Raw genomic sequence first — 26,986 nt, forward strand, 5'->3', positions numbered from 1 at the left:
AGCCGCCTCCGCGATCAGACTCCGGCGACTTCTTCGCGATCGGCCAGCGCCTTAAGTTGCGGCAGGATGTCGTTCAGGCCCATTTCGACGCGGCTGTACACCTCGCCGTTCAGGACCAGGGTGCCGTCGAAGTCGCCCGCGTTGGCGTAGAAGCCGACCGGCGCGGTCGCGGCCTGGAAGAAGCCGAAAAGCGGCCGGAGCGCGTGCTCGATGACGAGCGCGTGCCGATCGCTTCCGCCGGTGGCCACCAGGATGACGGGTTTGTTGGCGAGGGCGTACTGCTCGACCAGGTCGAAGAAGTGCTTGAACATTCCGGAGTACGAGGCGCGGAACACCGGTGTCGCCGCGACGATCAGGTCGGCTTCCTCGGCCAGCCGAATCTGCTGTTCGACCTCGGGCGAGACGTCCTCGCGCGCGGTGGCTCCGGTGAAGCTCCGCCCGAGCCGGTAGACGTCGATCTGATGGAGTTCGATCGGCACGTACTCGCTGAGCCGGGACGTGACGAGCCCGGCGAGACCCATGGTCTTGGATCGCTCGTTCGGACTGCCGTTGACGACGACGACGTTCAGGGCGCGGCTCATGCCGACCTCCGGACACTCTGGGACAGTTCGCGCCGCAGCACCGGCGCGACCTCGGTGCCGAGGAGTTCGATGGCGGCAAGGTGGTCGCGCTGCGGCATGTGCCCGTAGCCGAGATGGAAGAGGGCTCGGGTCGTTCCGTAGAGCTCGTGGTAGGTCATCAATTTGTCGATGACTTCCTGTGGGCTTCCCACGAGCAGTCCTCCGCCCGGCGTCGCCTGCGCGTCGAAAGCGCGCCGCGGCAGGTCGAACCCGGCTCCGCGCTGGTGGTTGTTCTCGCGCATACCCACCTTGAAGTACGGATACATCGTGTCGCGGGCCCCCTGGCTCGTCGGGCCGACATAGCCGTGCGCGGTGATGCCGACCCGCGCGTTCGCCACCGGATGGCCGGCGGCCTCGAACGCCTCGTAGTACTTCGCCACCCCGTGGGCGAACTGACCGACCGGCCCGAGCAGCAGGCCGAGCGCCAGGGGCAGGCCCATCAGGCCCGCACGGGTGGCGGAGGCGGGAGTGCCTCCGCTGCCGATCCAGATCGGCAACTCGCCGACGGGCCGGGGAGCGATGTCGAGCCCGGTGAGGTCACGGGTGTGCGGCCCGCCACCCCAAACCCCGGGATTGCTGTCGCGGATCGAGAGAAGGGCGTTCAGTTTCTCCCGGTAGAGGTCGGCGTAGTCGGCGACGTCGTAGCCGAACAACGGGAACGACTCGCTGAAGGAACCCCGGCCGGCGATGATCTCGGCCCGGCCGTCGGAGAGCAGATCGAGCGTCGCGAAGTTCTGGAAGACCCGGACCGGGTCTTCCGAGCCCAGCACGGTCACCCCGCTGGTCAGGCGGATGCGTTTGGTCCGGGCGGCCACCGCGGCCAAGATGACCGGCGGAGCCGAGGCGACGAAGTCGGATCGGTGATGCTCACCGACAGCGTAGACATCCAGGCCGGCTTCGTCGGCGACGACCGCCTGCTCCACGATCTCGGCCATGCGGTCGCGTTGCGACATCACCTTGCCAGTCGTGAGATCGGGGCTGATCTCGCCGAAGGTGATGATTCCAACTTCGAATAAATCTGTCATTTCCGTCCTCCTCCGACGAAAGATGAGGAATGTCGTAGGCCCGAACGGCGATTTCAGCCCTCGACCTGTCCCGGCTTGATCGCGGCGAGCTCGAACTCCAGCGCGATCTTGTCGCTGACCAGGGCGCCGCCGGTCTCCAGGAGGCCGTTCCAGGTGATCCCGTAGTCCCTGCGGTTGATGACGGCAGAGCCTTCGAAGCCGATGCGGTGGTTGCCGAACGTATCGAGGACCCCGCCCTGGAATTCGAACGGCACGGTGATGGAGTCGGTGATGCCCCTGATGGTGAGGTCGCCGGTCAGTTCCACCGTCTGCTCGCTCGTGACGCGGACTCCGGTGGAGACGAAGGTGATCTGCGGGAACCGGTCCATCGCCAGGAAGTCGCTGCTGCGCAGGTGCTCGTCGCGCTGCGCGTTGCGGGTGTCGATGCTCGCGACGTCGATGGCGACGTACGCGGTGGTCTTGCTGTGGTCCTCCGCGTTGATGCTCACGCCGCCCTCGAACTCGTTGAACTGGCCGCGGACCTTGGTCACCAGCGCGTGCCGGGCGACGAAGCCGATCCGGGTGTGGGCGACGTCGAGGACGTAGTCGCCGGCCAGGTCGGACAGGGCGGTCGTCGTTGCGGTGCTTGTCACGTAGGTACTCCTGAGATCGGTAAGCGCCGCCACATTGGTGACGCGTCACCTATTTGATACGACACCTATGTGATGTGTCAACTATTCCTGCTAGACTGCCCGTATGGCTGTGACGAACGACATCCCGTGGCTGAACGATGACGAGCAGCACATGTGGCGGCAGTGGATGTGGCTCAACGCCGAACTGCTGGCAACGCTCAACCGCGAGATGCAGGCCGACGCCGGGCTGTCCAACCCCGACTACCAGGTGCTCGTCGTACTGAGCGAGTCCCCCGAAGGGCGAATCCGGGTGTCCGACCTGGCGGCGGCCTTGCAGTGGGAACGCAGCCGGGTGTCACACCACGTCGCGCGGATGGAGAAGCGGGACCTGGTGTGTCGACGGGGGTGTCCCGACGACGGCCGTGGCGCGTACGTCCGCATCACCGAAACCGGGCAGGCGGCCATCGAACGCGCCGCACCCGGTCATGTCCGCACCGTACGAAAGCTGGTCTTCGACGCGCTCACCGCGGACGAGGTAACTCAGCTCGGCGAGATCTTCCACCGGCTGAGGTCCCGCGCCGGCTTCTCAACCGAATGAAGCCGGGCTGGTTCCCTCCGGCACGCACCTCACGAAATCTGACGTACGAGGACGTGGACGAAGCGGAAGACCTCGTCCCCGACCTGGCTTGCGGCTGCTGGGCGGGTGGGACTAGCGCGTACATCCTCAGCGGGCGGCGCTCTGGTGCCGGATGAGTAGGCCGCCGTGATCTTTTCTGTACGGGTCGCTCTCAGCGGCGGTGGGTGACCGGGGTGAAGGCGACCGGGAGGGACTCCAGGGCGCGGATCCAGAGGGTGCGGCGCCAGCGGAGGTCGGCGGGGGGGACCGCCAGGTGGACGTCCGGGAGGCGGTCAAGGAGGACTTCGACGGCGGTTTTGGCGATGACCTCGGCCAGTTCGGGGGCGGGGAACGGGCAGCCGTACTCGCCGTGGCCGAAGGCCATGTGGGCGCGGTTGGCCGCGGTGTAGCCCTGCTGGACCTGGGGGTCGGCGTTGGCGGCGGCGAAGCCGAGCACGATCATGTCGCCGCGGTGGATGCGGTGGCCGGCGAGTTCGCTGTCCTGGGTGGCGAAGCGGGTGGGGACGCTCTGGACGGGCGGGTCCTTCCAGAGGACGTGGTTGAGCGCTTCGCCGACGCTGCTCCGGCCGCCTTGGAGGTCCATCTGGAAGTGGTCGTCGACGAGCATCAGGCGGAGGGTGTTGCCGATCCAGTTGGCGGTGCTGCCGTGGGCGGCGATCACCAGGGAGACCATGTCCCGGATGGCGTCCTCGTCGGTGTAGGCGGCGGGGTGGGCCAGCAGGCGGGAGGTGAGGTCGTGGCCGGGGCGGGCGCGTTTGCCGGTGACGAGCCGGACCATCGCCTCGGTGGTGCGGCGTTCGGCGGCGATGGCCTTCTCGCCGCCGTCCATGATGAGGAGGATGTCGGTGATGAGGGCGGGGGCGTCCGACTCCGACAGGCCGAACTGGCGGGAGACGACCTCGCCGGGGATGCGCTGGGCGTACTGCGCGATCAGGTCGGCCGCGCCGTCGCCGCAGAAGGCGTCCACGGTCCGGTCGGCGATCTTCTCGCAGAGGTGGGTGAGCTCGATGCGGTCGATCCCGTCCAGCGCGTCGCCGATGGCTCCGGCGCGCCGTGACCGTTCCTCGCCCTCGCTGCACACCAGGGACGGCTGGTAGAGCACGTACGGGAGCGACGGCCAGTCGGGCGGCATGTAATCCAGCAGGTTCCAGCGCCGGGGGTCGCGGCCGAACAGCCGGGCCTCGCCGGTGACGTGGTGCAGCTCGCGGTAGCCGAGCACGAGCCAGGCGGGCAGGTCGGCGTCGAGCAGCACGGGCACGACCGGGCCGTGCTTGCGCCGCAGCTCCTCGAAGAACGCGGCCGGGTCCTCGACGGCCTCCGGCCCGTACAGGCGCACGGCGCCGGCGTGCTCGGGGTAGGCGTCGGAGTGCTTCATCGGCGGGATCACCTGCTCATTGCCGGGGTGAAGGCCACCGGGAGGGCCTCCAGCATGCGATTCCAGATGTTGCGGCGCCACCGCAGCTCCTCCGGCGGCACGGTCAGGTGCACGTCGGGGAGCCGGTCCAGGAGGACTTCGACGGCCGTCTTGGTGATGATCTCCGCGAGTTCGGGGGCGGGGAAGGGGCAGCCGTACTCGCCGTGCCCGAAGGCCAGGTGGGCCCGGTTGGCGACGGAGACGCCCTGCCGCACCTGGGGGTCGGCGTTCGCGGCGATCAGGCTGATGATGATCAGGTCGCCCTTCCTGATGCGGTGGCCGCCCAGCTCGCAGTCCTGGGTGGCGAAGCGCGACGGCAGGTTCTGGGTCGGCGGGTCCTTCCAGAGCACGTGGTTGAGCGCCTCGGTGACGCTGGTCCGGCCGCCTTGCAGGTCCATCTGGAAGTGGTCGTCGATGAGCATCAGCCGCAGCGTGTTGCCGATCCAGCCCGCGCAGTTGTCCTGGGAGGCGACCAGCAGCGACAGCATGTCGTAGATGACCTCCGGGTCGTCGAGCCGGGCGTCGTGGGTCACCAGGTGGGAGGCGAGGTCCCGGCCGGGGCGGGCGCGCTTGCCTGCGACCAGGCCGCCCATCATCTCGGCGATCTCGTGCTCCGCCTGGGCGCGGTTCGGCGGGTCGGTCATGGCCCGGAAGATGGCGTGGAGCAGGGTCGTGACGTCCGGCTCCGGCAGCCCGAACAGCCGGGCGATGACCTGGGAGGGCATCAGCTGGGCGTACTGGGAGATCAGGTCGGCCTCGCCGCCGCCGGAGAACAGGTCGATGGCGGAGTCGGCCACCTTCTCGCAGAGCTGGGCCAGCTCGACGCGGTCGACCTCGTCCAGCGCGTCGCCGATCGCCCCGGCGCGCCGCGACCGCTCCTCGCCCTCGGTGAACACCACCGACGGCAGGAAGGTGACGTGGGGGCGGGCCGGCCAGTCGGGCGGCACCTGGTCGGCCTGGTTCCAGCGCCGGGGGTCGCGGCCGAACAGCCGCGGCTGGCTGGCCACGTAGTGCAGCTCGCGGTAGCCGAGGACGATCCAGGCCGGCAGGTCGCCGTCGAGGAGCACCGGCACGACCGGGCCGTGCTCGCCGCGCAGTTTCTCCAGGAACGCGGCCGGGTCGTCCAGGGCCTCCGGTTCGTAGAGCCGGACGGCGTGCTCGGGATGGGTCACGGTGTGCCCTCTCAGACGGGGGTCCGCTCGTACAGACGGGTGAGATGCTCGACGAGCGTGATCAGCACGTGCTTGCACGACTGCCGCTCCCGCGCGTCGCAGTCGACGAGCGGGATGCCGGGCGACAGGTCCAGCGCCGTCCGCACGGCGTCCAGCGACGGGCCGCCCTCCGAGAAGCGGTTGACCGCCACGACGAACGGCATGTTGTGGTGTTCGAGCCGGTCGATCGAGTAGAACGAGTCCTCCAGGCGGCGGGTGTCGACCAGCACGACCGCCCCCAGGCTCCCGGCGAACAGCTGGTCCCAGACGAACCAGAACCGCTCCTGCCCGGGCGCCCCGAACAGGTAGAGCACCGAGCTGTCGCTGACTGTGATGCGCCCGAAGTCGAAGGCCACCGTGGTGGTGGTCTTGTCGCGGACCCGGCTCGGGTCGTCGATGCCCACGCTCGCCTCGGTCATCACCTCCTCGGTGCTCAGCGGGCGGATCTCGCTCACCGCGCCGACCATGGTGGTCTTGCCGACGCCGAACCCGCCCACGATCACGATCTTCATCGCGTCCGCGGTGGAGAGCGGCAGCGAGGCCGTGTCAGAGGTTGTTGAGCGCAACGAGCACCTGCCTCAGGATCTCGGGAGCGGGCTGGCCCGCGTCGGCGAGCGCGGTCGGGTGGCGTACGGTGATGCGTCCCGTGTCGAGCAGGTCGCGCAGCAGGATCTTCACCACGCTGACCGGCAGCCGCAGCTCCGCGGAGATCTCCACCACGGCCGTCGGGCGGCGCGCGATCTGAAGGATCTTCACGTGCTCCGACTGCATGCCGGGGACGGGGTCGCACTCGCTGACGATGAGCGAGACCGAGTCGAACACGGTCTCGTCGGCGCGGGTGCGGCCCCCGGTGACCGTGTAGAGGCGGTCCGGGCTCTCCCGGTCGATCGGGCGTCGGCTCATGCCTGTCCGCTCTCGGCCGATCTCGGCGCGGCGGTGAGGTAGACGCCGATCTGTTCGACCAGCTCGTTCATGTTGTGCGCGATCAGCCCGACCTCGCCGTCCTCCTCGGCGACCACCGCCAGGTGGGCGCCCTCTCCCGCGGGCACGATGAGCAGCAGGCCGCCGGCGAACTCCATCATCGCCTGCCCGGCTCCCAGCGCGTCGCCGAACTCGGCGGAGGCGCTCAGCGACAGGCTCTGGATCCCGGCGGCCAGGGCCGCGAGCTGGTCGGCCTTGTCCCTGGAGAGCCCGCTGCTGTAGCTCATCTTGAGCCCGTCCCTGGTCAGCACCAGGACGTGCCTGACGCCGGGGGTCCGGTCCTTGAGGCCTTCCAGCAGCCCGTCGATGGTGCGATCCGTGGAACGCGATGCGTCGATTGTGCTCATCGAAACGCGGGGCGTCCGCCCGGGGGCGGCCCCTGCCTCCTATCTGAGATCCAAGTGGGTGCGGTGGTCACAGCCCCGGGCTCTAGGAGTCGCCGGGGGCCGGATCGGCGCCGCGTCCGCGGCCGCTCGCCTGACGGAACGCCGCGAACCTGGCCGCGGCCTCGCGCCCGTCGCGCGGCGGCTTGACCGCGGCCGCCGGTCGTGACCTGGCTGCCTGGGCGAGCGTCTGCCCGCGCCGCCGCCGGGGCAGCGACTCCTCCGACGGCTCCTCGCCGGAGCCGGGTGCCGCCTGGGCGGGTACGGTCGCGGCCACCAGGGCGGCGCGGGGCTGCTGCTCGATGACGTTCTGAGGCTCGGGCTCGGTCTTGGGCTGGGTGATGAGCACGCGCGGGATCAGCATCACGACCCCGGTGCCGCCCCGGGCCGACGGCCGGAAGCTGACCGTGAGCCCGTACTTGTCGACCAGGCGGCCGACCACGGCCAGGCCCAGCCGGGTGCCCGACAGGGTGCGCAGGTCGAGCGGCTCGGAGACGAGCTTGGCTGCGTGCTGGCGCTCGCGGGGCCGCATGCCCAGGCCGCTGTCCTCAATCGTGACCACCATGCCGGCGTCCTCCTCGTCCACGTACACGTGCACCTCCGTGCCGTGCGCGGAGAAGGTGGCGGCGTTGTCCATCAGCTCGGCCAGGGCGTGCATGACGCCTTCGGCCGCGTAACCGACGACGGCCGCCGAACTGGCGGAGTGGACGCGGACGCGCTGGTAGGCGCTGATGCGGCCCATCGCGCCGCGCAGGATGCTCTCCATCACGATCGGCCGGGTCCACCTGCGGCCGGAGCGGCCGCCGCTGAGCAGGGCGATGTTGTCGGCCAGCCGGCCCAGCTGGGAGACGCGGTGGTCCAGGTCGAGCAGGTCGGCGAAGACCTCCTCCTGGTCGCCGTACTCCTCCTCCAGGTCGCGCAGCCGGGCGAGCAGGCTGGTGGCCTGGGCCTGCACCCGGGCGGCGGCGCCGGCGCAGGCGGCCATCACCGCGGCGCCCCTGCGGTCGCCCTCGGCGAGCTGACAGGCCATCTCGGCGAGCAGGTCGCGCAGCGGGGCGTGGACGGGCTGCCGCACCTCGGCGAGCGCCTCGGCGGCGGGCTTGCGCTCCTCGTGGATCTGCTTGATCAGCTCGGGCAGCGTGTCGCGGGTGAGCTTGACGATCTCGGACTCGGTGGCCGAGCGCGACGCGTGCGCTATGGCCCGCTCGCGTTCGAGCCCGTCGAGTTCGTACGCGGTCGCCTTGAGCAGTTGCTGGAGTGGCGCGTCGGGTGGCTGCGGCACCCGGGCGAGCGCGTCGGTGATGGATCCGCCGCCGCGCACCTGGCGGCCCAGGGCGGGCAGGGTGTCCTCGGCCACCCGGGCGATCTCACGTTCCAGCCGGGCGACCCGGGCGGCGGCGGCTCTGGCCTGTTCGCGCAGGCGGCGGCCGGTGGCGACGTGGTGCGCGATCATGCCGGCGGCGGCGGTCAGCAGGATCGCGCAGAGCCCGCCGGTGACCGCCATCACCCCCCGGGCGCCGGGCGGGGTGGCGAACACCGCCCAGAGCCAGAGGCAGGCGACCACGAGCAAGGTGCTCAGCGAGGTGATGACCGTGAGCTCTCGCGGGGCGAGCCGGCGCTGCGGCTGAAGAGGTACGTCTGCTGACATCCGCGGTCCTCGGGGGGTCGGTGCTGCTGCTCCCCGCGCAGCAGAGGCTTGCTGTTACCGCTTCGTGACAGAGAGCGAACGGGAACAGGCGCTTACCGTAGCACCACGAGTATCACTAACAACAGGCAAAACACCCGTTTCACTTCACCCCACCACGAGTCAACTTATATGTCGACTTATCGGTCGAACCAGCGCGCGGCGGCGGGCATGAGAAGCAGGCCCGCGATGGCTGCGGGAACGAGCAGGCTCAGCGCCGGACGCCAGTCGCCGTCGAACCCCGGATCGATCGACCACACCACCAGGCGAACCGCGGCCTCGGCCACCTGGAGCGCCACCGCACCCCACCGGACCCACCGCTCGCGCCGCGTATAGCGCACCATGAACCAGACGGTCAGACCCGTGATCGCCGCCGGCACGGCGAGGTAGGCCCATATCGCCAGGCTCGTCACGGTCACCGCCGCGCTGAGCCCGTAGAGGCACACCCCGATCAGCCCGGTCGCCGCCTGGGGCGTCAGGCCGGCGTACGCGGCGGTCACCGGTAACGGCCAGCGGCCTGACTTGGTGGCGGTCATGCCGATCACTCTAGGCAGACGAGCTTCCGAGTGAAATAGCGACGTCTCTCTAGATCTTCAGCCTGCCACTGCGATGGCGCAGCTGGTCACCAGGTCCTCGGCGTAGGCGGGCAGCGGGATGCCGGCCGACTGGTGGCGGCGGACCGTTGCGTAGGGGATGTCGATGGCCGCCAAGGTCAGACGCTCCAGGTCGTGCGGGGAACTCCTGCCCAGGCGGGCGGCCAGGGCGCGCAGGGCGGCGGCGACCCGGTCGTTCGCGGTGGCCAGCCGGGTGCGGGCCTGCTCGGGCCAGTTCGGGTGGTCGAAGTCGGCCGGCCCGTACAGCAGGATGCGGGCCTCCTGCGGATGGGCGCGGGACCACTCGATCACATGGCGGGCGGCGGCCGGGGCCGCCTGCGAGGGCGGGTCGGTGTCGAGCGCGGCGAGGAAGCCCTGCTGGAAGCGGTCGACCGTACGCAGCCAGAGCGCCGCCAGGAGGGCGGGACGGCCGGGGAACCGGTGGTAGACCGACCCGCTCGGGGCGCCGGCGGAGCGGGCCACGGCGGTCATGGTGACGGCGCCGGGGCCGCCGTCCGGGTTCTGCTCCGCGGCGTCGCGCAGGCCGGTGCCGCCCGGGCCGTGGGTGAAGCGGTGGCGGACCACGGTGCTCCGGGCGTCGCGGGTGATCTCGTAGCTCCAGCGTGAGCCGGGGCGGCCGGTCCCGTCGAGGACGTCCCAGGCGAACGTGTGCGGGCGGGCCGCCCGGGTGACCACGCAGGTGACGCGGCTGACCTGGCCGTCGGGGTAGTGGTTGCGGGCCTCGAAGCGGGCGCCGGCGGCGGGGCCGGACGCGTTCATCCAGGCGGCGGCGGTGCACTCGGGGCTCCATTCGCCGATCCTGGCGACGTCCGTGACGAGGTCGTACACCTCTACAGGGGTGGCGACCGTACGGACCTCGACGCCGGTCGTCGCCCCCGTCACCGCGTCGCCGGCCGCCTCGATGGGCAGGAACTCCACGGTCCCGTCCTTTCTGTGAAGGCTTGTATCGCCCTGCTGACGACCGGGTGCGGCCCTTTTCGACAGGAACTGTCGTATGGGTTTGCTACACAAGGCGGCATGGGTGTGAGCGTCGAGGAGTTCCTGAAGCTGGTGGCGGCCTTGCCGGAGGCGCGCACGAGCGACGGGCCCGGGTGGGTCGGGCTGAAGGTGCGCGGCAAGGGCTTCGGCTACCTGTGGGAGGACACCGAGACCGTCGGGCTGAAGGCGACGATCGAGGAGCAGAAGGCGCTGGTGGCCGAGCGGCCCGAGGTGTTCGAGGAGCAGTTCACCGCGGGGCGGTTCGGGTGGGTGGTGGTTCATCTCGACAAGATCGACCACGATGAGCTGTTCGAGCTGACGGCCGAGGCGTGGTGCCTGACCGCGCCGAAGCAGCTCGTCACTGCGTTCGAGGCCGCTCATAAAATAGGCGTTAATGGGACAGATCAGACTTAGAGCATGGCGGGAGGACGATGCGCCCGTCGTGTTCCGGGCCTTCCAGGCGCCCGACCTCAGGCGGCAGAGCCCCTGGCCGGTCGTCACCCACCGCGACGCGGTCGGGTGGATCGCCTCCTGGGAGGGCGCCGGTCACGCCTTCGCCGTCACCCTCGGCGGGCGGGTCGTCGGCAACGTGGCGGTCACCCGGATCGACGACCACGACACCGGCTGGGTGTCCTACTGGACCGTCCCCGAGATGCGGGGGCGCGGTGTCGCGGCGGCGGCCACCGCTGAGCTGGCCCGGTGGGCGTTCGGTGAGCGCGGCCTCCACCGGCTGGAGCTGGGCCACCGGGTCGACAACCCGGCATCGTGCCGGGTGGCCGTCAAAGCGGGCTTCCTCCCGGAGGGGATCGAGCGCGGCAGGCTCCACTACGACGGGGTCCGGTACGACGTCGAACGGCACGCCCGGCTGGCCAGCGACCCACCCCTCTGAACACCCCTCACCCGGACGCTAGGGCGTTTCGGTCCGCCCCTCACTCGTACGCCACACCCCGGGCGCGGGGGTTCTCGCAAAGGTGTGGGTGGTGTTGAGTTCGGCCTGCTCTTCGGCTGTCCCCTCACTCGGACGGGACCGCCCCTCTGTTGGCGGTGGAGGGGTGGGTGATCTACGCTGCTGGGGTGGACGGCGAGAGCCGGGCCGCGGCAGCTCTGCTGGCGGCCCTGGGCCGGGTGGCGGGGATCCTGTCCGAGTTACATCACCCGTTCGTCCGCGGCCGTCCTTTCTCTTATGTGGTGCCGCCTGCCGGGATGCGTCTCGGCACCGTGTTCGTGCTGCCTGACGGGCGTGAGGTGACGTTCGCTGTCCTCGTGGCGGCGTCGGGTGACGGGTTCCGGGTTGAGGGCGGGGCCGAGGTCGAGGGGGAGGCGCTGGTCGGGCTGCCTGCCGTGCATGTGCCCGAGATTGAGGCGGGGCTGGAAGTGCTCGACGAGTACGCCGGTGAGGTGGCTCAGTCGGCGGGGCGGCTGCTGGATAACTTGTTGGACGAGCTTGTCTAGTTGTCAGACAATGTAAGCCATGAGGAACGGCCCACTCTCGGTCGTCGCGGCCGCTGTGCTCTGGGGGACGGCGGGCACGGCGGGTCTGCTCGTCTCCGCCGACTCCGTCGCCCTGGCCGCCGCGCGGCTGGTGATCGGCGGGGCCGCGCTCGCCGTGTTCGCCCGGTCCGGGCTGCGGCGGGTGGTCCGGCCGGGGCTGTTGCTGGCGGCGGTCGCTGTGGCCGCTTACCAGCTCTGTTTCTTCGCGGCCGTCGCACGGACCGGGGTGGCGATCGGCACGGTGGTGGCGATCGGGAGCGGGCCGGTCTTCACGGGGCTGCTCTCCTGGGTGCTGCACCGTAGGCGGCCCAGCGCCCGGTGGGCGGCGGCCACGGCGGCGGCTGTGGCGGGCTGTGTGGCGCTGATCGCGGGCGGCGGGGCCGAGGCGGGCGGCCAGGTCGTGTCCGGGGTGCTGCTGGCGCTGCTCGGCGGCCTGCTCTACGCGTTCTACGCGGTCAGCGCGGCGGGCGCGATCGACGCGGGCGCGGAGTCGGACGCGGTGATGGGGGTGCTGTTCGGCGGGGCCTCGGTGCTCATGCTGCCGGTTCTGCTCTGGCAGGGGGTGGGCTGGCTCGGCGAGCCGCGCGGCCTGCTCGCCGCCCTCTACCTGGGGCTGGGGACGACGGCGCTCTCCTACTTCCTGTACGGGCGGGGGCTGCGGACGACGCCGGTGGCCACGGCCGCCACGCTGGCGCTGGCCGAACCGGCGGTGGCGGCGCTGCTCGGCCTGGTCGTGCTGGGTGAGCGGCTGGCCCCGGTCTCGGTGGCGGGGCTGGCCCTGCTGGCGATCAGCCTGGTGGTGGTGGCCCTTCCGGAGAGGCGGCGCTCGTTCGTACAGGAGGCCGCCGAGGCTCCGGCGGGGCGTTAGAGTCGCACCCGTGCCCACCCCGATCAGACCCGTCTCGGCGGTCGGCGCGCTCGCGGGCGCGCTCCGCAGCCGCGTGCTGTCCGGCGAGATCGAGCCCGGCACGCCGCTGCCCGAGCAGGAGATCGCCGCCTCCTACGGGGTGGCGCGGCCGACGGTGCGGGAGGCGCTGGCGCAGCTCGTCCACGAGGGGCTGCTGCGGCGGGAGCGGAACCGCAGCGCGTACGTCCCGGAGGTGACGCCGGCGGATCTGGACGACCTGATGTTCGTCCGGCGCCCGCTGGAGGACCTGATGGCGGGGGCGCTGGCCGGGCGGCGGGTGCCGGAGGCGGAAGCGGCGCTCGGCCGGATGGGCGCGCTCGGTGCCGGCGCGCCGTGGTCGGAGGCGGTGGCCGAGCACATGGCGCTGCACGAGGCGCTGATCGAGGCGGTGGGCAGCCCCCGGCTGGTGCGGCTCTACGGCGCGCTGGCGGCCGAGACCCGGCTCGGGCTGGTGCGGCTGCGCCGGGTCTACGAGGACCGGGACGTGCTGGTGCGCGAGCACCGTGAGCTGCTGGACGCCATCGCGGCGGGGCCGCCCGACGCGGCCCGGGCGGCCGTCGCGGCGCATCTCTCCCATACCTGGGGGGCGTAAGGTCGAGGGCCGGTATGCGCGAACCCTTGCGGGAGTGCCCCCGAACTCGCAAGAATCGCGGCCATGCACGGCAATCCGATGCCGGACTCCTACGTGTACGTCACCGAAGAGGGCGTGGCCCGCCACTATGCCGACGGGAGCGTCGAGGCTCTGGCGTGGGAGGACGTGGTCGAGGTCCGTGTGGTCACCGAGGGGGATTCCGACGTCCTCTACATTCTGCTCGACCGCGACGGTGAAGGCTGCGTGGTGCCGCGTTCGGCGACGGATGCGACTTTTCTGGCACGTTTACGTTATCTGCCCGATTTCGATGTGGATCGGTTGACGATAGCGAGTGACGCGCGGCAGGCCGGGGTAACGGTGGTGTGGCGGAGTCCGGATCCGCCGACCGCGCTGCCTGATCTGGAGTACGACTAGCGATTCCGGCGCGCCATAATCGAGCGGAAACAAGACCGTAAAGCCGCTGGTCAACGCCCTTAAGAGATCACTTATGGATCGGTCCGTCAAGATCTGACGATCAACAATCTTCGTCCGATTGTGGACATATCTCAATTATTCCCCAACATTAGGTTGATCCTTAGTCTTTAGTGGGGGCCGCCGCCCTTGATGATTCGTGGGGATTCACCGACCCATGAAAGGTGTCAAGGAATGTCTGCAATGACACGGCACGGAGACTCTGGGTGGTGCTATGTGGGTGGGGACTGGGGAGTCCGCCGACGTGCTCCTCGACGCCGGACCGCGCCACGCGTCGAGCATCTGGACGCGCGCGTACTTACGGCTGCTGTTATCGGGGGACACGGCGTGCGTTCTGCTGGCTTGTGTGTGCGTGCTGGGCGTCCGGCTGCTGAGCGGCATCTACATCCCGGCCGAGGAGTTCATGCTCGGCGTCGGGCTGGTCCTCGCCTGGCCGGTCGCGCTCGCGCTCGGCGGCGCCTACCGGCAGCGGGCGAACGGTGAGGGGACCGACGAGTTCAAGGCGGTGCTGAACGGCGGGGTCGGGCTGATGGCGGCCGTCGCCATCGGCGCCTACGCCACCCAGACCACGATCGCGCGCAGCTTCGTGCTGGCCATGCTGCCGCTGGCGCTGATCGCCACGCTCGGCTTCCGCTACCGGATGCGGAAACGGCTGCACCGCAGGAGAGCGCTGGGCGAGTACATGCGCCAGGTCATCGCCGTCGGCCACCGGGAGTCGATCCTCGACCTGGTGATGCAGTTCCGCCGTCAGCCGTACCACGGGATGCGGATCGTCGGCGCCTGCCTGCCCGCCGGGCGGCAGGACGACGACCTGGACGGGATCCCGATCCTCGGCACCTTCGGCGACGTGGCGGACGTGGTGGCGCGGACCGGGGCGGACGCGGTCGCCGTGCTCGCCTGCCCCGAACTGGACGGGACGGCGCTGCGCAGGCTGGCGTGGAGCCTGGAGACGGCGCGCACCGACCTGTTCGTCGCGCCGGCGCTGCTGGACGTGGCCGGGCCGCGGATCAGCATCCGTCCGGTCGCCGGGATGCCGCTGCTGCACGTGGAGCATCCCGAGTTCGACGGGGCCAGGCAGTTCGTCAAGAGCGTGTTCGACCGGCTGGTCGCGCTGGCGGCGCTGCTGCTGCTGGCCCTGCCGCTGCTGGTCATCGCGGCGCTGATCCGGGCGACGAGCCCCGGCCCTGCGCTGTTCCTCCAGACCCGGGTCGGGCGGGGCGGCAGGGAGTTCCGGCTGGTCAAGTTCCGCACCATGGTCGACGGCGCGGAGCGGCTCAAGGAGGGGCTGCCGAACGAGTTCGACGGCGTGCTCTTCAAGATGCGGAACGATCCAAGGATCACCGGGATCGGCGCCTTCCTGCGCCGCTACTCGCTCGACGAGCTGCCCCAGCTGCTCAACGTGGTACGCGGCGAGATGTCGCTGGTGGGCCCGCGCCCGCCGCTGCGCGAGGAGGTCGCCCAGTACGGCGCCGACGTGCGCCGCCGCCTCGTCGTCAAACCGGGCATGACCGGGCTCTGGCAGGTCAGCGGGCGCTCCGACCTGACCTGGGAGGAGTCCGTCCGGCTCGACCTGCGGTACGTGGAGAACTGGTCGCTCGTCCTCGACCTGCAGATCCTCTGGAAGACCTGGTCCGTGGTGGCGCGGGGAGAAGGGGCGTACTGACGGTGAAAGCACTCGTGCTCGCCGGAGGGTCGGGCACCCGGCTGCGGCCCATCACCCACACCTCGGCCAAACAGCTCGTGCCGGTCGCGAACAAGCCGGTGCTCTTCTACGGCCTGGAGGCGATCGCCGAGGCCGGGATCCGCGAGGTGGGCCTGGTCGTGGGCGACACCCGGGCGGAGATCGAGGCGGCCGTCGGCGACGGCTCGGCCTTCGGGCTGGAGGTCACCTACCTGCGCCAGGAGGCGCCGCTCGGGCTGGCGCACGGCGTGCTGATCGCCCGCGACTACCTGGGCGACGACGACTTCGTCATGTACCTCGGCGACAACTTCGTGGTGGGCGGCATCACCGGCCTGGTGGACCGCTTCACCCGCGACCGGCCGGCCGCGCAGATCATGCTCACCCGGGTCGCCGACCCGCGGCAGTTCGGGGTGGCGGAGCTGGACGCGGACGGCCGGGTCGTCGGCCTGGAGGAGAAACCGGCCTCGCCCAAGAGCGACCTCGCGCTGGTCGGCGTCTACCTGTTCAGCCCGGCGGTGCACGCCGCCGTGGCCGAGCTGAAGCCGTCGTGGCGCGGCGAGCTGGAGATCACCGACGCCATCCAGTGGCTGTTGGAAGAGGGCCTGCGGGTCGAGTCGTCAGTGATCAGCGGCTACTGGAAGGACACCGGCAACGTCCCCGACATGCTGGAGGTGAACCGGCTCGTGCTGGAATCGCTCGACCCCGAAACCCTCGGGCGGGTCGACGCCAGCGAGCTGATCGGCCGGGTGCGCGTCGAGGCGGGCGCGGTGGTGGAGCGCTCGCGGCTGGTCGGCCCCGTGATCGTCGGGTCCGGCGCGGTCGTGCGCGACTCGTACGTCGGCCCGTACACCTCGATCGGGGCGGGCTGCGCGGTCACGCGCAGCGAGGTCGAGTACTCGATCCTGATGCCGCGGGCGTCGATCGACGGGGTGGGCCGGATCGAGCAGTCGCTCATCGGCCACGACGCCGAGGTCACCCGGGCTCCCGACACGCCCAGAGCACACCGGCTCGTGCTCGGCGATCACAGCAAGGTACAGATCTGTCCATGAGGAAAGTCCTGGTCACGGGTGGTGCCGGGTTCATCGGCTCGCACTTCGCCCGCTCGCTCTCCGGCGCCGAGGTGACGGTGCTGGACAAGCTCACCTACGCCGGCGACCGCGCCAACCTGGAGGGCGTCGCGCACACGTTCGTGCACGGCGACGTCTGCGACGCGGACCTGCTGGCCGAGGTGGTGCCCGGCCACGACCTGGTGGTCAACTTCGCCGCCGAGTCGCACGTCGACCGGTCCATCGCGGAGGCGGGCGAGTTCGTCCGCACCAACGTGCTCGGCACAGAGACGCTGCTGCGCGCCTGCCTGGACGCCGGGGTGCCGCGGGTGGTGCAGGTCTCCACCGACGAGGTGTACGGGACGATCGACGAGGGGTCGTGGACCGAGGACGCGCCGCTGCGACCGCGTTCCCCGTACGCGGCGTCGAAGGCGGGCGGCGACCTGATCGCCCGCTCGTACGCGATCACCTACGGGCTGAACGTGTCCATCACCCGCTGCGGCAACAACTACGGGCCGCGCCAGTACCCGGAGAAGATCATCCCGCTGTTCGTGACGAACCTGCTGCGCGGGCGGAAGGTCCCCCTCTACGGCGACGGCGGGAACGTGCGCGACTGGATCCACGTCGAGGACCACTGCGCGGGCATCCGCCTGGTGGCCGAGGCGGGCGAGCCCGGCGAGGTCTACCACATCGCGGGCACCGCCGAGCTGACGAACAGGGAGCTGACCGGCCTGCTGCTGGAGGCGTGCGGCAAGGGGTGGGACATGGTGGAGTACGTCGAGGACCGCAAGGGGCACGACCGGCGGTACTCGCTCGACGACGGGAAGCTGCGCGCGCTCGGCTACCGGCCGCGCGTCCCGTTCGAGCAGGGGCTCAAGGAGACCGTCCGCTGGTACGCGGCGAACCGCGACTGGTGGGCCGGGTTATGAGATGGCTGATCACCGGCGGCCGGGGCATGCTCGCCGCCGACCTGCTGCACCGGATCGCTCTCACGGGTGAGCCGGTGCTCGCGCCCGGCCGCGACGAACTGGACCTGCGGGACGCCCGCGCGGTCCGCGACCTGGTGCGTGCCTACCGGCCCCGGGTGGTGGTCAACTGCGCCGCCTGGACGGCCGTCGACCTGGCGGAGACCCGCGAGGCCGAGGCCCTGGAGATCAACGGCACGGCGGTGCGGACGCTGGCCGAGGTCTGTGAACGGTCCGGGGCCCGGCTGGTGCACCTGTCGACGGACTACGTCTTCGACGGCACCTCTGCTGACCCGTACCCGGAGGACGCCGAACCCCGCCCGCTCAACGCGTACGGGCGGACCAAGCTGGCGGGCGAGCGGGCGGCGCTGGAGCAGGGCCAGTACGTGGTCCGGACGGCCTGGCTGTACGGGGCGGGCGGGCCGAACTTCGTCAGCACCATGACGCTGCTGGCGGCGACCCGCCCCGAGGTGGAGGTCGTGGACGACCAGCGCGGCCAGCCCACCTGGTCGGCGGACCTGGCCGACCACCTGGTCCGGCTGGCCCGGTCGGACCTGCCGCCGGGGGTCTACCACGCGGCCAGTTCCGGGGAGACGACCTGGTACGGGCTGGCCCGGGAGGTCTTCGCGCTGCTGGGCGAGGACCCGGACCGGGTGCGGCCGGTGCCGTCGGCGGGCTTCCCCCGCCCGGCCCGGCGCCCGGCCAACAGTCTGCTCGCCAGCACGAGGACCGAGCCGCTGCGGCCCTGGCGCGACGCGCTGCACGCCGCCTGGCCGGTGCTGCACGGGCAGGCCCTGCCGGTCGGACAGGCGAAGGGCGGCGTCCCGAAGGCGGGCCTGGGGGACGGGCGGGCGATCACCAGCGGGCGGGCGGCCGGGAAGGCGGGGTCGTGAAACCTCTCGGGATCGGCGGCGCCTGGACGCACACCCCGGTCGTGCACGGCGACCGGCGGGGCGCGTTCCTGGAGGCGTTCCGGGCGGACGGGCTGCCGCGCCGGTTCGACGTCGCCCAGGTCAACTGCTCGGTGTCGGGGCGGGGCGTGCTGCGCGGGATCCACTTCGCCGACGTGCCGCCGGGGCAGGCGAAGTACGTGATGTGCGTGTCCGGCGCGGTCCTGGACGTGGTGGTGGACCTGCGGGTGGGCTCGCCCACGTTCGGCCGGTGGGAGACGGTCCTGCTCGACGACGAGGAACGCACCGCGACGCTGGTCGCCGAAGGGCTGGGGCACGGGTTCATCGCGCTCACCGACCGGGCCACCGTCATGTACCTGTGCTCGACCCCGTACGCCCCGGCCCGCGAGCACGGCGTGCACCCGCTCGACCCGGCGCTCGGCATCGCCTGGCCGGACGGGCTGGAGCCGGTGCTGTCGGAGAAGGACGCGGCCGCGCCCACGCTGGCCGAGGCGCTGTCCGCCGGTCTGCTGCCGTCGTACCGGCGGTGCGAGGAGTTCTACAAGGGAGCGATGGCATGATGACCTGCCGCCTCTGCGGCGCCGCCGGCCTGGCCTCGGTGCTGGACTTGGGGGCCACCCCGCCGTGCGAGCGGATTCTCACCGCCGAGCAGCTCGACGAGCCCGAGGTCACCTACCCGCTGCACCTGCGGGTCTGCACCGCGTGCTGGCTGGCGCAGCTGCCGCCGCTGATCACCCCCGAGGAGACGTTCACCGACTACGCCTACTTCTCCTCGTACTCGACGTCCTGGGTGGAGCACGCGCGCGCGTTCGTGGCCGGGCTGCCGCTGCGGCCGGACTCGTTCGTGGTGGAGGTGGCCAGCAACGACGGCTACCTGCTGCGGCACGTGGCCGAGCGGGGCGTGCGGTGCCTGGGCGTGGAGCCGTCGGTGAACGTCGGCGCGGAGGCGCGGCGGCGGGGCGTGCCCACGGTGACCGCGTTCCTCACCCCGGAGTCCGCCCGGACGCTGGTGCGGGAGCACGGCCCGGCCGACTACGTGGTGGCGAACAACGTGTACGCGCACGTCCCGGACGTGATCGGGTTCACCGAGGGGCTGCGCACGCTGGTCGCCGACGACGGCTGGGTGTCGATCGAGGTGCAGCACCTGCTGACGCTGATCGAGCGCAACCAGTACGACACGATCTACCACGAGCACTTCCAGTACTACACGGTCGCCTCCGCGCAGCGGGCGCTGGCGAGCGGCGGGCTGACCCTGGTGGACGTCGAGCTGCTGCCCACCCACGGCGGCTCGATCCGGCTGTGGGCGCGGCCGGACGGCACGCCGGGGGAGCGGGTGCGCGACGTGCTGGCCCTGGAGAAGGCCGCCGGGCTGCACGACCTGTCGGGCTATCTCGGGTTCGCGGCCCGGGTCGCCAAGGTCCGGCGCGACCTGCTGGGGTTCCTCGTCGGCGCGGCCGAGGCGGGCAAGACCGTGGTCGGCTACGGGGCGCCCGGCAAGGGCAACACGCTGCTGAACCACTGCGGCGTCCGGCCCGACCTGCTCGCCTACACCGTGGACCGCAACCCGTACAAGCACGGCAAGTTCACCCCCGGCGCGCGCATCCCGGTCTTCGAGCCCGGCCGGATCGCCGCCGACCGGCCCGACTACGTGCTCGTCCTGCCGTGGAACCTGCGGGACGAGCTGGTCGGGCAGCTCTCCTATGTCCATGACTGGGGTGGCCGGCTGGTCTTCCCCATTCCCGAGTTGGAGGTCGTGTGAAGGTCGTCCTCTTCTGCGGCGGGTACGGCACGCGGATGCGCACCGGCGCTCCCGGGGACGCGCCCAAGCCGATGCAGCTCGTCGGCCCGAGACCGCTGATCTGGCATGTGATGCGCTACTACGCGCACTGGGGGCACAAGGAGTTCGTGCTCTGCCTCGGCTACGGGGCGCACCAGATCAAGGACTTCTTCCTCCATTACGAGGAGACCGCGTCCAACGACTTCGTGCTCCGCAACGGGCAGGTCGAGCTGCTGGGCAACGACATCTCCGACTGGACGATCTCGTTCGTGCACACCGGCGTCGAGTCGTCCATCGGGGAGCGGCTGCGGCGGGTCCGCGAGCATCTCGGCGGCGACGAGATGTTCCTGGCCAACTACGCCGACGTGCTGAGCGACGCGCCGCTGCCGGACATGATCGACCGGTTCGCCCGGTCGGACGCGGGCGCCTCGCTGATGGTGGTGCCGCCGCCCGGCACCTTCCACTGCGTGGAGGTCGAGGAGGGCGGCCTGGTCGGGCAGATCACCGCCGTCACCGACATGCCGTTATGGGTGAACGGCGGCTACTTCGTGCTCCGGCAGGAGATCTTCGACCACATCCCCGAGGGCGGCGACCTGCTCGTGGACGGCTGCCGGGAGCTGGCCAAACGCGGCCGGCTGCTCGCCTACCCGTACCGCGGCTACTGGCGGCCCACCGACACCGTCAACCAGCGCGTCGAGCTGGACCGCGCCTACGCCCGCGGCGACCGCCCGTGGGCGATCTGGGAGAAGGCGGCATGATCGCTCTCGTGCCCGACGGGCTGCGCCGGGTCGCCGCGGTCGGCGCGCACTGCGACGACATCGCGATCGGGGCGGGCGGCACGCTGCTGACCCTCTGCGCCGCCCACCCGGGCCTCCGGGTGGAGGCGCTGGTGCTGTCCGGCGGCGGCACCGAGCGCGAGGGGGAGGAGCGCGACGCGCTGGCCGCGTTCTGCCCCGGCGCCGACCTGCGCGTGACGGTCGGCAAGCTGCCCGACGGGCGGCTGCCCGCGCACTGGGACGAGGCCAAACGGGCGGTGGAGGACCTGCGCGCCCGCATCTCGCCCGACCTGATCCTCGCGCCGCACTCCGGCGACGCCCACCAGGACCATCGGGGGCTGGCCGAGCTGGTGCCCACCGCCTTCCGCGACCACCTGGTCCTCGGGTACGAGATCGTCAAGTGGGACGGCGACCTCGGCCGCCCCTCCGCCTATCAGCCGCTCGGCCCGGCCGTCGTCGAGGCCAAGATCGCGCTGCTCTGGGAGCACTACCCGTCGCAGCGCCGCCGTTCCTGGTTCGACCGGGAGGCGTTCGCCGGGCTGGCCAGAATCCGCGGGATCGAATGCCAGGCACGCTACGCCGAAGCCTTCTACCTGCGGAAACTCACCCTCGACCTCGCTGGAGGCTGATCCGATATGCGCGTTCTGCTCACCGGGCACCAGGGCTACCTGGGCACCGTCATGACGCCGGTGCTCACCGCCGCCGGGCACGAGGTGGTCGGCCTCGACTCGGGGTTGTTCGCCGACTGCGTGCTCGGCCCGGAACCGGCCGACCCGCCCGGGCACCGGCTCGACCTGCGCGACGTGCCCGCCGGGCTGCTCGACGGCTTCGACGCGGTGATCCACCTGGCCGCGCTGTCGAACGACCCGCTGGGCGCGCTCGCCCCCGAGCTGACCTACGCCATCAACCAGACGGCCTCCGTCCGGCTGGCCAGGCTGGCGAAGGACGCGGGCGTGCGCCGCTTCCTGTACGCGTCCACCTGCTCGGTGTACGGGGCCTCGGGCGGCGACGAGCTGCTGGACGAGGACGCGCCGCTGCGGCCGGTCACCCCCTACGCGGAGTCCAAGGTACGGGTCGAGGACGAGCTGTCGGAGCTGGCCGACGCCGACTTCTCCCCGGTGAGCATGCGCAACGCCACCGCGTTCGGCTTCTCGCCCCGGCTCCGGGCCGACATCGTGCTCAACAACCTGGTCGGGCACGCCCACCTGACCGGCGTGGTGCGGGTGCTGTCGGACGGCACGCCCTGGCGGCCCCTGGTGCACGTGGCCGACATCGCCGAGGCGTTCGCCGCCGCCCTGGTCGCGCCGCGCGAGGCGGTGCACGACCGGGCGTTCAACGTCGGCGGCGAGCAGAACAACCTGACCGTCGCCGAGATCGCCGAGCACGTGGTGGAGGCGGTGCCCGGCGCCGGACTGCTCATCACCGGGGAAAGCGGGGCGGATCCTCGCTCGTACCGGGTGGACTTCTCCCGCATCAGGGCCGCGCTGCCCGGGTTCCACGCCCGGTGGACCGTCAAGGAGGGGGCGGTCGAGCTGGCCGCGGCCTACCGGCGGCACGGGCTCACCGCGGACGGCTTCGAGCGGCGCTTCACCCGGCTGGCCCGGCTCGCCGACCGCCGCGCCGACGGCACCGTGGACCCGGAGCTGCGCGCGTGACCGGTGAGGAGATGCACGCCCTGGTCGAACGGCTCTACCCGATCTGCCGCTCCATCACCGGCGACGGGGTGCGCCGCACGCTGGAGATCGTCGGCGAGCACCTGCCGCTCGACGTGCACGAGGTGCCCACCGGGACGCCCGTGCTCGACTGGGCCGTGCCCAAGGAATGGAACATCCACGACGCGTACATCAAGGACCCGTCCGGGCGGCGGGTGGTCGACTTCCGGCGGCTCAACCTGCACGTGGTGGGCTACAGCGTGCCGGTGCGCGGCACGTACACCCTGGAGGAGCTGCGGCCCCGGCTGCACACGCTGCCCGACCAGCCGGGCCTGGTGCCGTACCGGACCAGCTACTACAGCGAGACGTGGGGGTTCTGCCTCAGTCAGAAGACGCTCGACGGGCTGGACGAGGGCCCGTACGAGGTGCTGATCGACTCGACGCTGGCCGACGGGCACCTCACCTACGCCGAGCACGTGGTCCACGGCGACAGCGACGAGGAGGTGCTGATCTCCTGCCACGTGTGCCACCCGTCGCTGGCCAACGACAACCTGGCCGGGATCGCCGTGGCGGTCGCGCTCGCGGCCCGGCTGGAGTCGCCGCGGTTCACGTACCGGTTCGTGTTCGCGCCCGGCACGATCGGCGCGATCACCTGGCTGGCGCGCAACCGCGACCGGGTGGGCCGGATCAGGGCCGGGCTGACGCTCGCCTGCGCCGGCGACCCCGGCCCGCTCACGTACAAGCGCAGCAGACGCGGCGACGCCGGGATCGACCGCGTGCTCGCGCACGTGCTCGCCGGCCGGCCGCACACGATCCTGGACTTCTCCCCGTACGGGTACGACGAGCGGCAGTACTGCTCCCCGGGCTTCGACCTGCCCGTCGGCAGCCTCACCAGGACCCCGTACGCGGGCTACCCCGAGTACCACACCTCCGGCGACCACCCCGGCTTCGTCACAGCCGAGGCCATGACCGAGACGCTGGAGGTGCTGCGGGAGGCGGTGCGCGTGCTCGAACGCGACGCCCGCTACCGCAACCTCAGCCCGTACGGCGAGCCCCAGCTCGGCAGGCGCGGCCTGTACGGGTCGCTCGGCGGGCGCAGTGACACACAAGAGGCCCAGCTGGCGATGTTATGGGTGCTGAACCAGTCGGACGGCGGCCACAGCCTGCTCGACGTCGCGGAACGGTCCGGCCTGCCCTTCGACGCGGTGGCCGAGGCCGCCGCCGCGCTGGAAGCCGCCGGGCTGCTCGAACGGGAGGGTTCGTGATGGAGCTGCGCGTGGGGGACCTCGTCGAGGTCCGCAGCCAGGAGGAGATCCTGGCCACCCTGGACGGGCGGGGCGAGCTGGAGAACCTGCCGTTCATGCCGGAGATGCTGCGTTACTGCGGGCAGCGCCTGACCGTGCACAAGGTGGCGCACAAACTCTGCGACACGATCAGCCGCAGCGGCATGCGCCGGATGGAGCGGGCCGTCCACCTCACCGGCGCCCGCTGCGACGGCGCCGCGCACGGCGGCTGCCAGACCGCCTGCTCCCTCTACTGGAAGGAGGCCTGGCTCCGGAAGGTCGAGCCGGGCGAGCCGCCCCGGCCCGCCGCGCCGTCGCCGCGGCTGCTGCCGCTGCTCCAGGTCAACACCCGCAAGGGGCCGGACGCGTACTCCTGCCAGGCCACCGAGCTGCTCAGGGCCGCGCCCACCTGCCTGCCCTTCCGCGACCTCGGCCAGTACGTGACCGACGTGCGCAGCGGGAACGCCGGGGTGCTCGCGGTGGCACGGACGTTCCTGGTCGGCCTGTTCAACCGGCTCCAGGAGGTCAGCAAGAAGGCGCTGCCGCGCCGGCTCTGGTTCCGGCGCGGGCTGCGCTGGGGGTTCGTCGAGGGGCGGGCCGGGCGGACCACGCCCACCGGCAAGCTCGACCTCCAGCCGGGCGAGCTGGTCAGGATCAAGTCCAAGGCGGAGATCGAGGACACGCTCAACGCCGACCTGCTCAACCGGGGGCTCGGCTTCGAGGAGGAGATGGCCCGCTACTGCGGCCGGACCGCGCGGGTGCGCGCCCGGGTGGAGCGCTGCCTGGACGAGAAGACCGGGCGGATGCTCCACATGAAGAGCCCCTGCATCATCCTCGACGACCTGGTCTGCGAAGGCGTCTACAACGCCAGCTGCCCGCGCGAGTTCGTCCCGTTCTGGCGGGAGATCTGGCTGGAGAGGGTCGAGGACGGTACGTGAACGGCGTCGGCGAGGTCGGGCGGAAGGCGGGCCGCGGCCTGCGCTGGACCCTGGTCGGCAACGTGGTCATGAAGGCCGGCTCGTTCGCGATGAGCCTGGTGCTGGCCCGGCTGCTGACCAACGACGACTTCGGCGTGTTCGCCATCGCGCTGGCGGCCAGCCAGTTCGTCATCTACGTCAACGACGCCGGGGTCATCGCCGCCACCGTGCAGTGGCGCGGCAGGCTTGAGGAGATCGCGCCGACCGCCACCGTGGTCGCCATCGCCTCCAGCCTCACCCTGTACGGGCTGTTCTGGGTGATCGCCCCCTTCTACGCGAGCTTCGCCGGGAACGAGGACGCCACCTGGGTCATCCGCATCCTGATGGCCACCAACGTCGTCTACGGGCTGACCGCGGTGCGCAGCGCCGCCCTGATGCGCCGCTTCGAGCAGGACAAGCTCGCCTGGGCCAACCTGGCCGGGTTCTGCGCCAACGCGGCCGTCGCCATCACGCTCGCCGCCGGGGGCGCCGGCGCCTACAGCTTCGCCTGGGGGCAGCTCAGCGGGGCCGCCCTCACCGGCGTGCTGGTGCTGGTGCTCGCCCGGGTGCGGATCGCGTTCGGCTTCGACCGGGCGCTGGCCGCGCGGCTGCTCCGCTTCGGGCTGCCGCTCTGCGCCGGGCTCGGCATCGAAGGGCTGCTGCTCAACGTCGACGTGGTGATCGTCGGGGACGCGCTCGGCAGCGCCCAGCTCGGCTTCTACCTGCTCGCCTTCAACATCGCGGCCTGGGTGCCGGGGATCATCGGCACCGCCCTGCGTTATGTGGCGCTGCCCAGCTTCTCCCGGCTGGCCGAGGGCGGCGCGGACGAGGTCCGCGAGGGGGTGCGGCGGGCGGTCCCGCTGCTGGGCTGCCTCGTGCTGCCGATCGCCGCTGTCATGTGCGTGCTCGCCCCCGCGCTGGTCGAGTTCCTGTACGGGTCGCGCTGGCTGCCGGCGGCCGGGGCGCTGCGGTTCCTGGCGATCGTGATGGCCGTGCGGATGCTCAGCCTGCTGATCACCGACATTCTGGCCGGGCTGGGCAGGACCCGGCCCACCCTCTGGGTCAACGCCTGCTGGGCGCTCGCGCTGGTGCCCGCCCTGCTGGTCGGCGCCCGTGACGGCGGCATCGAGGGGGCGGCGGTCGCGCACGCGTCGGTCGCTCTGGTCCTGGCGCTGCCGCTGCTGGCGTTCGCGCTGCGCCGGGCCGGGGTGCCGCCGGGGCTGTTCGCCGCCGGGCTGGCCAGGCCGCTGCTCGGCGTCGTGCTCGCCGGGCTGGTCATGGCCGGGCTCGCCGCGGTGGTCGACGGGGCGTTCCTCCAGCTCTGCGTGGCGGGCGGGGCCGGGATGCTGCTGTTCGCGCTCGTCGCGGTGCCCCGCGCCGCGCTCCTGCAACTCGTACGTCTCGGGAGGGCCCGTGTCTGACCTGGTCTCGATCGCGCTGCCGGTGCGCAACGGCGCGCACCGGCTGGAGGGGGCGATCCGGTCGGTGCTCGCCCAGGACCACCCGGACCTGGAGCTGGTCGTCTCCGACAACGCCTCCACCGACGGCACCGAGGAGCTCTGCCGCGACCTGGCCGCCGCCGACCCCCGGATCGTCTACCACCGGCATCCCGAGAACGTCGGCCTGCTCGGCAACTTCGTGCACGCCGCCCGTATCTCACGCGGCGCCTACCTGCGCTGGATGGGCGACGACGACCGGCTCGAACCGTCCTGTGTCTCCCGCAGCCTCGCCGCGTTCGCCGCCGACGAGCGGACCGTGCTGGTCACCACGCAGGTCGCCTACACCGGCCCCGACGGGGTGCCGCGGACCGCCCCCTACGACGGCACCGCGCTCTCCTCCGCCGACCCGGTGACCCGCTTCGCCGAGATGCTCCGGCTGCTCAACGAGAGCCACCTGCTGATCGACCCGCTGTACGGGATGCTCCGCCGCGACGTCGCCACCGGCATCCCGCGCCGCAACATGCTCCGCGAGGACGAGGTGTTCGCCGCCAAGCTGGCGCTGGCCGGGCCGTGGGCGCACGTGCCCGAGGTGCTCGCGCACCGCAACTGGCGGGCCGAGCGCATCGCCGGGGTGGCCCGGCGGCTCGGCGTGCCCGTCTGGCAGTCGCACCTGTCCAACACGCTGCAGTGCCGGGAGCTGCTGTCCTGGGTGCGCCGGGCCGACCTCACCGACGAGCAGCGGCGGCGGGCGCGCGCGGCGGTGCTCCGGATGTACGCGCGACGCCAGCGGCGGACGGTCGCCCATCGGAGCCGCAAGCTGCTCTCCCTGGCCCGCCTCGTGTAACGCACCTGCTGAACCAGGCGATTTCTTCTTTGTACCG

31 protein-coding genes are annotated in these 26,986 nt (G+C 71.6%); 20 read left to right on the plus strand and 11 right to left on the minus strand.

Translation table 11 applies throughout. From position 1 onward, the window contains the following. Positions 1-14: 14 nt before the first annotated feature. From AB0J42_RS22695 to AB0J42_RS22705, 3 genes are read right to left on the minus strand one after another with little or no spacing between them, the layout of a single operon-like run. The gene (locus AB0J42_RS22695) at positions 15-581 is read right to left on the minus strand and encodes an NAD(P)H-dependent oxidoreductase (protein WP_364297441.1); all 567 of its coding nucleotides are present in this window, start codon (positions 579-581) and stop codon (positions 15-17) included. Continuing rightward, complete coding sequence (locus AB0J42_RS22700) at positions 578-1,645, minus strand: LLM class flavin-dependent oxidoreductase (RefSeq protein WP_364297443.1); 1,068 nt, start codon at positions 1,643-1,645, stop codon at positions 578-580. Before AB0J42_RS22700 ends, AB0J42_RS22695 begins: the two co-directional genes overlap by 4 nt. 53 nt (positions 1,646-1,698) lie before the next feature. Next, complete coding sequence (locus AB0J42_RS22705; RefSeq protein ID WP_364297445.1) at positions 1,699-2,277, minus strand: YceI family protein; 579 nt, start codon at positions 2,275-2,277, stop codon at positions 1,699-1,701. A 103-nt stretch (positions 2,278-2,380) separates the two neighbouring features. Between AB0J42_RS22705 and AB0J42_RS22710 the strand changes: the two genes are divergently transcribed. Beyond that, positions 2,381-2,854, plus strand: coding sequence for a MarR family transcriptional regulator (locus AB0J42_RS22710; RefSeq protein ID WP_364297447.1), 474 nt, complete (start codon positions 2,381-2,383; stop codon positions 2,852-2,854). A 190-nt stretch (positions 2,855-3,044) separates the two neighbouring features. On the opposite strand, the gene AB0J42_RS22715 is transcribed toward AB0J42_RS22710, so the two are convergent. The 8 genes from AB0J42_RS22715 to AB0J42_RS22750 all read right to left on the minus strand — a co-directional run bounded on the left by AB0J42_RS22715 (position 3,045) and on the right by AB0J42_RS22750 (position 10,098). Then, complete coding sequence (locus AB0J42_RS22715) at positions 3,045-4,268, minus strand: cytochrome P450 (protein ID WP_364297449.1); 1,224 nt, start codon at positions 4,266-4,268, stop codon at positions 3,045-3,047. 8 nt (positions 4,269-4,276) lie between these two features. Continuing rightward, entirely contained in the window at positions 4,277-5,479 is a 1,203-nt protein-coding gene (locus tag AB0J42_RS22720; protein ID WP_364297451.1) for a cytochrome P450, read from the minus strand. An 11-nt stretch (positions 5,480-5,490) separates the two neighbouring features. Beyond that, entirely contained in the window at positions 5,491-6,030 is a 540-nt protein-coding gene (locus AB0J42_RS22725) for an ATP/GTP-binding protein (RefSeq protein WP_364297453.1), read from the minus strand. Positions 6,031-6,064: 34 nt separating this feature from the next. Beyond that, positions 6,065-6,421, minus strand: a complete 357-nt coding sequence (locus AB0J42_RS22730; protein ID WP_364297455.1) for a DUF742 domain-containing protein — start codon at positions 6,419-6,421, stop codon at positions 6,065-6,067. Then, complete coding sequence (locus tag AB0J42_RS22735) at positions 6,418-6,846, minus strand: roadblock/LC7 domain-containing protein (protein WP_364297457.1); 429 nt, start codon at positions 6,844-6,846, stop codon at positions 6,418-6,420. The genes AB0J42_RS22730 and AB0J42_RS22735 overlap by 4 nt, the downstream gene beginning before the upstream one ends. A gap of 82 nt (positions 6,847-6,928) precedes the next feature. Next, a complete protein-coding gene (locus AB0J42_RS22740) occupies positions 6,929-8,530 on the minus strand; it encodes an ATP-binding protein (protein ID WP_364297459.1) in 1,602 nt (533 codons plus the stop codon). A gap of 176 nt (positions 8,531-8,706) precedes the next feature. Next, positions 8,707-9,102 carry a hypothetical protein gene (locus tag AB0J42_RS22745; RefSeq protein WP_364297461.1) on the minus strand — a complete coding sequence of 132 codons (396 nt, stop codon included), beginning with the start codon at positions 9,100-9,102 and terminating at the stop codon, positions 8,707-8,709. A 57-nt stretch (positions 9,103-9,159) separates the two neighbouring features. Beyond that, complete coding sequence (locus AB0J42_RS22750; protein ID WP_364297463.1) at positions 9,160-10,098, minus strand: TetR family transcriptional regulator; 939 nt, start codon at positions 10,096-10,098, stop codon at positions 9,160-9,162. A 99-nt stretch (positions 10,099-10,197) separates the two neighbouring features. On the opposite strand from AB0J42_RS22750, the gene AB0J42_RS22755 reads away from it, so the two are divergent. The 19 genes from AB0J42_RS22755 (at position 10,198) to AB0J42_RS22845 (ending at position 26,949) form a co-directional block, all read left to right on the plus strand. Further along, positions 10,198-10,572 carry an MmcQ/YjbR family DNA-binding protein gene (locus AB0J42_RS22755; protein ID WP_364297465.1) on the plus strand — a complete coding sequence of 125 codons (375 nt, stop codon included), beginning with the start codon at positions 10,198-10,200 and terminating at the stop codon, positions 10,570-10,572. Next, positions 10,553-11,047 (plus strand): GNAT family protein, encoded by a 495-nt coding sequence (locus tag AB0J42_RS22760; RefSeq protein WP_364297467.1) that lies wholly within the window; start codon positions 10,553-10,555, stop codon positions 11,045-11,047. The genes AB0J42_RS22755 and AB0J42_RS22760 overlap by 20 nt, the downstream gene beginning before the upstream one ends. A gap of 167 nt (positions 11,048-11,214) precedes the next feature. After that, complete coding sequence (locus AB0J42_RS22765) at positions 11,215-11,610, plus strand: hypothetical protein (protein WP_364297469.1); 396 nt, start codon at positions 11,215-11,217, stop codon at positions 11,608-11,610. Between the two features lie 19 nt (positions 11,611-11,629). After that, the gene (locus AB0J42_RS22770; protein ID WP_364297471.1) at positions 11,630-12,517 is read left to right on the plus strand and encodes an EamA family transporter; all 888 of its coding nucleotides are present in this window, start codon (positions 11,630-11,632) and stop codon (positions 12,515-12,517) included. Between the two features lie 10 nt (positions 12,518-12,527). Continuing rightward, positions 12,528-13,148 carry a GntR family transcriptional regulator gene (locus AB0J42_RS22775; protein ID WP_364297473.1) on the plus strand — a complete coding sequence of 207 codons (621 nt, stop codon included), beginning with the start codon at positions 12,528-12,530 and terminating at the stop codon, positions 13,146-13,148. Between the two features lie 63 nt (positions 13,149-13,211). Beyond that, a complete protein-coding gene (locus AB0J42_RS22780; RefSeq protein ID WP_364297475.1) occupies positions 13,212-13,562 on the plus strand; it encodes a hypothetical protein in 351 nt (116 codons plus the stop codon). 271 nt (positions 13,563-13,833) lie between these two features. Further along, entirely contained in the window at positions 13,834-15,282 is a 1,449-nt protein-coding gene (locus tag AB0J42_RS22785; RefSeq protein WP_364297477.1) for a sugar transferase, read from the plus strand. A gap of 2 nt (positions 15,283-15,284) precedes the next feature. Continuing rightward, on the plus strand, positions 15,285-16,349 hold the full coding sequence (locus AB0J42_RS22790; RefSeq protein ID WP_364297479.1) for a glucose-1-phosphate thymidylyltransferase: 1,065 nt from the start codon (positions 15,285-15,287) through the stop codon (positions 16,347-16,349). After that, positions 16,346-17,275 (plus strand): dTDP-glucose 4,6-dehydratase, encoded by a 930-nt coding sequence (rfbB, locus tag AB0J42_RS22795; protein ID WP_364297481.1) that lies wholly within the window; start codon positions 16,346-16,348, stop codon positions 17,273-17,275. The genes AB0J42_RS22790 and rfbB overlap by 4 nt, the downstream gene beginning before the upstream one ends. After that, positions 17,272-18,204 (plus strand): dTDP-4-dehydrorhamnose reductase, encoded by a 933-nt coding sequence (rfbD, locus tag AB0J42_RS22800; RefSeq protein WP_364297483.1) that lies wholly within the window; start codon positions 17,272-17,274, stop codon positions 18,202-18,204. Before rfbB ends, rfbD begins: the two co-directional genes overlap by 4 nt. Then, a complete protein-coding gene (gene rfbC / locus AB0J42_RS22805) occupies positions 18,201-18,782 on the plus strand; it encodes a dTDP-4-dehydrorhamnose 3,5-epimerase (protein WP_364297485.1) in 582 nt (193 codons plus the stop codon). The genes rfbD and rfbC overlap by 4 nt, the downstream gene beginning before the upstream one ends. After that, positions 18,779-19,981, plus strand: coding sequence for a class I SAM-dependent methyltransferase (locus tag AB0J42_RS22810; protein ID WP_364297487.1), 1,203 nt, complete (start codon positions 18,779-18,781; stop codon positions 19,979-19,981). Before rfbC ends, AB0J42_RS22810 begins: the two co-directional genes overlap by 4 nt. Then, positions 19,978-20,757 carry a glucose-1-phosphate cytidylyltransferase gene (locus tag AB0J42_RS22815; RefSeq protein WP_364297489.1) on the plus strand — a complete coding sequence of 260 codons (780 nt, stop codon included), beginning with the start codon at positions 19,978-19,980 and terminating at the stop codon, positions 20,755-20,757. The genes AB0J42_RS22810 and AB0J42_RS22815 overlap by 4 nt, the downstream gene beginning before the upstream one ends. After that, positions 20,754-21,404, plus strand: a complete 651-nt coding sequence (locus AB0J42_RS22820; protein WP_364297491.1) for a PIG-L family deacetylase — start codon at positions 20,754-20,756, stop codon at positions 21,402-21,404. The genes AB0J42_RS22815 and AB0J42_RS22820 overlap by 4 nt, the downstream gene beginning before the upstream one ends. A 6-nt stretch (positions 21,405-21,410) precedes the next feature. Continuing rightward, complete coding sequence (locus tag AB0J42_RS22825; protein WP_364297493.1) at positions 21,411-22,430, plus strand: NAD(P)-dependent oxidoreductase; 1,020 nt, start codon at positions 21,411-21,413, stop codon at positions 22,428-22,430. Next, positions 22,427-23,692 carry a DUF4910 domain-containing protein gene (locus AB0J42_RS22830; RefSeq protein WP_364297495.1) on the plus strand — a complete coding sequence of 422 codons (1,266 nt, stop codon included), beginning with the start codon at positions 22,427-22,429 and terminating at the stop codon, positions 23,690-23,692. The genes AB0J42_RS22825 and AB0J42_RS22830 overlap by 4 nt, the downstream gene beginning before the upstream one ends. Then, the gene (locus AB0J42_RS22835; RefSeq protein ID WP_364297547.1) at positions 23,692-24,648 is read left to right on the plus strand and encodes a hypothetical protein; all 957 of its coding nucleotides are present in this window, start codon (positions 23,692-23,694) and stop codon (positions 24,646-24,648) included. The genes AB0J42_RS22830 and AB0J42_RS22835 overlap by 1 nt, the downstream gene beginning before the upstream one ends. Continuing rightward, positions 24,645-26,087, plus strand: a complete 1,443-nt coding sequence (locus AB0J42_RS22840) for an oligosaccharide flippase family protein (protein ID WP_364297497.1) — start codon at positions 24,645-24,647, stop codon at positions 26,085-26,087. The genes AB0J42_RS22835 and AB0J42_RS22840 overlap by 4 nt, the downstream gene beginning before the upstream one ends. Further along, positions 26,080-26,949, plus strand: coding sequence for a glycosyltransferase family 2 protein (locus AB0J42_RS22845; RefSeq protein WP_364297499.1), 870 nt, complete (start codon positions 26,080-26,082; stop codon positions 26,947-26,949). Before AB0J42_RS22840 ends, AB0J42_RS22845 begins: the two co-directional genes overlap by 8 nt. Positions 26,950-26,986 lie beyond the last annotated feature (37 nt).

It is taken from the genome of Nonomuraea sp. NPDC049649 (assembly GCF_040675175.1).
GTDB lineage: Bacteria > Actinomycetota > Actinomycetes > Streptosporangiales > Streptosporangiaceae > Nonomuraea.